The following is a 2748-nucleotide window of genomic DNA, read 5'->3' on the forward strand; positions in this document are numbered from 1 at the left end:
ATTCCGAACCCGGAAGCTAAGCCCTCCAGCGCCGATGGTACTGCACCCGACAGGGTGTGGGAGAGTAGGACACCGCCGAACATCCGTTACCGAAAGCCCCCCAACCTTGTTGGGGGGCTTTCGGCATTCCAAGGCACGAACACCGATGCCGCACATGTCTTTTCACCCCGGCGCACCGCCGGCCAGGACCTGCAGTGCGCGGGACGCCAGATGCAGATTCAGGCGGGTGTCGACGCTGCGGAGGTCACGCCCGGTCAATTCGTGAATGCGGGACATCCGGTATCGCAGGGTGCTGCGGTGGATCCTGAGTGCCTGTGCGGTTTCGTCGTACTTGCCACCGCATTCGAGGTATTGGGCCAGCGTGGCCGTCATCGTGCTGCGGTGTTCCCGGTCGTAGTCGAGCAACGGGCCGAGCCATTCCTGCACGAATGCCTCGACGTCTCCGGTGCTGCTGTGCGAGTCGAGGATGCGGTAGACGCCGAGTTCGTCGAACAGCGCGACGCCGCGGGGCGACAGCGACTGCTTTCTGATCTCGAGCGCCCGTATCGCGTGGGTGTACGAGTCGGGTAGGCCACTGGGGGACGTGCATTCGGATCCGACACCGATCACTCCGACCGCGGGCCCGAGCGACTTCTCCAACGCCGTGAAGATGAGGTTCACATCTGTTTTTGCGTCCATCACGGCGGCGAGGATCCCGGTTCGGTGTTCGTTACCGTGGACGAGGAGGGCCGACGAGTCGGAGGACGTCAGGTGGCGCCGTAAGGCTTCCGTGACGGACTCGACGGGTGTGTCCGGCCCCCAGTGCACTGCCAGGACGCGTTGCGGGGTGTGCAGGTCGTAGCCGAGTGCGTCGGCGCGCGAGTAAGCGCTGTCGTCGTCGGTGCCGCCGAGCAGGTCGGCGCCCAGGTCGCGGCTGAGCCGCGCCTCCGTCTCGGCCAGTGATCTGCGGTGCGACATGTCGACGGCGAGCATCGTCGCGGCGTGTTCGAGGGCCACCGTGTCGAGATCGGTTGCCCGATGTTCCGGGTCCGACAGGTAGAGGACGCCGAGAAGTGTCTGGCCGGGCCGGACTATCTGCACGATCCGATTGTCGTGCCGGAGCGGGTGCCCTTCCATCGCGGCACGGCGCAGGACGTCGACTCGGTTCCCGCCGCCGATCTTGCGGTACCGCGGGGCCTTGTCCGGGCCGGCCCAGACGCGGAGATTGCCGAAGGCGTCCTCGACTCCGACGGCGAGTCCGGTCATCAGGTGGAGTGTCTCGGCGATGGCGGTCTCGTCGGCGCCGGTCGCTGCGAGGCGCCCGAACGTGTCGTGGATCTTCGCTTGCTCCTCGAGCCGCAGGGCCCGCGCTCCGAGCGCGGTGATCTCGTCCGTGGCCTCACGTAATTGACGTTCGTGTGTGGCTGCCCGGGAGCGAAGCGATGCGGCGCGCAGGGCCGACCCGGTGTGCTGAATGAGCAGCTCGAGGAGGGTGGCCTGCACCGGGGTCGGCGGGTAGTCGGCCCGGAGGGTGAGCGACACCGGCCTCGACCACGAATCGTCGAGCAGCACGCGGTGACGCCAGACGTCGTCGGATTCGTCCGTCAGAACCGACTCGGATTCCACCGTGAAGGGACCGAGTTCAGGGAGAGCTTCGACCAGCAGGGCGAGAATCTCGTCGCGATTCCCGCAGTCGTGCATGTGCGCGGTGACGGCCACGACCGCGGACAGGTTCGTCGCCCGCGGCGTGTGATCCACCCTCGGGTCTGGGGCTGCTTCCAGATCCATGGCTTGGAACTACCCCGTTTTGCGCCGTCGAAACCGGGACGCTGTCCGCTGAGGCCGGATTTCGGGGGATTCTTTCGTTCCGCGGTGACCATGTGGCGAGACGGATCAGCCGCCAATCTTGGTTACTGAGGGGTGGCACAATGACCCAATCCAATAATTGGCACGATCCCGATCTGAACATGATTCGCGATGTCGTCGCGCACACGTCGGACGGGTGCGAGGGCTGTCTCGCACTCGGTACCCGCTGGGAGCACCTGATGTTGTGCCTGACGTGCGGCTATGTCGGATGCAGTGACGGATCACCGATGCGGCACGCGCGACACCACGCCGAACGCAGCGGTCATCCGATCGTCCAATCGCTTCACGCGGGGGACAACTGGCGCTGGTGCTTCGTGCACGACGCCCAGATTTGCACGCCGTATCCGGCGACCGGGGCCCGGGTGGTCGCACCGAGCCTGGTGCCCGGACCGTCGGAGGACCTCAGACACGGTCTCCGTATCGCGAAATCGCAGTGACGATCGCCGACCAGACGGCGTCCGCCTGAATCTCCGGGGGAGCGTCGTCGAGCCAGCGTGGGCGCACCGGGGTTCCGCCGGAGCGCGGCGGCACCGGAAGCGGTCCGGGAACTGCGGAGTAGGCGTCCGACGCCGACACCGGGGAGTGCGAAGCGTCGAACGAGGAACGGGTGGTCTCCTCGTGTGCGCCGTGCCTGAGTTGGAGAACCTCCTGTCCCTCCCGTCCGCGCAAGAGGAAGAAGAGCAGCGGGTCCTCGTCGAGCACCCACGCTGCCTGATACAGCACCGCGGCAGCGTGACGGCACGGCACGTCCCACTCCTCGCAGGTGCACGTCGCGTCGGCATCGAACATCGACGGTACGAGTGACACGTCGACGGCAGCGAGGTCGTCGTCGAGTTCCCGAGGGAGCGTCCCACTCGACAACTGGGCGACGTGACCGCTCCGCGACGCGAGGGTGGCGAGCAC

Annotated in this window: 3 protein-coding genes and 1 rRNA gene; 2 read left to right on the plus strand and 2 right to left on the minus strand. The window is 66.7% G+C overall.

Features of this window, described 5'->3' with window-relative positions:
• Positions 1–81, plus strand: a 5S ribosomal RNA gene (gene rrf, locus AC1D1G_RS44065); the annotation flags it as partial.
• A gap of 81 nt (positions 82–162) precedes the next feature.
• Here rrf and AC1D1G_RS44070 read toward each other — a convergent pair.
• A complete protein-coding gene (locus AC1D1G_RS44070) occupies positions 163–1767 on the minus strand; it encodes a PucR family transcriptional regulator (protein WP_477956807.1) in 1605 nt (534 codons plus the stop codon).
• Positions 1768–1946: 179 nt separating this feature from the next.
• Here AC1D1G_RS44070 and AC1D1G_RS44075 point away from each other — a divergent pair, with 179 nt between their 5' ends.
• On the plus strand, positions 1947–2282 hold the full coding sequence (locus AC1D1G_RS44075; protein ID WP_477956809.1) for a UBP-type zinc finger domain-containing protein: 336 nt from the start codon (positions 1947–1949) through the stop codon (positions 2280–2282).
• On the opposite strand, the gene AC1D1G_RS44080 is transcribed toward AC1D1G_RS44075, so the two are convergent.
• The coding region (locus AC1D1G_RS44080; protein ID WP_477956808.1) for an SWIM zinc finger family protein at positions 2248–2748 on the minus strand (501 nt) is incomplete at its 5' end. The two genes, AC1D1G_RS44075 and AC1D1G_RS44080, sit on opposite strands and share 35 nt — an antisense overlap.

The organism is Rhodococcus sp. P3_B8 (assembly GCF_056402775.1).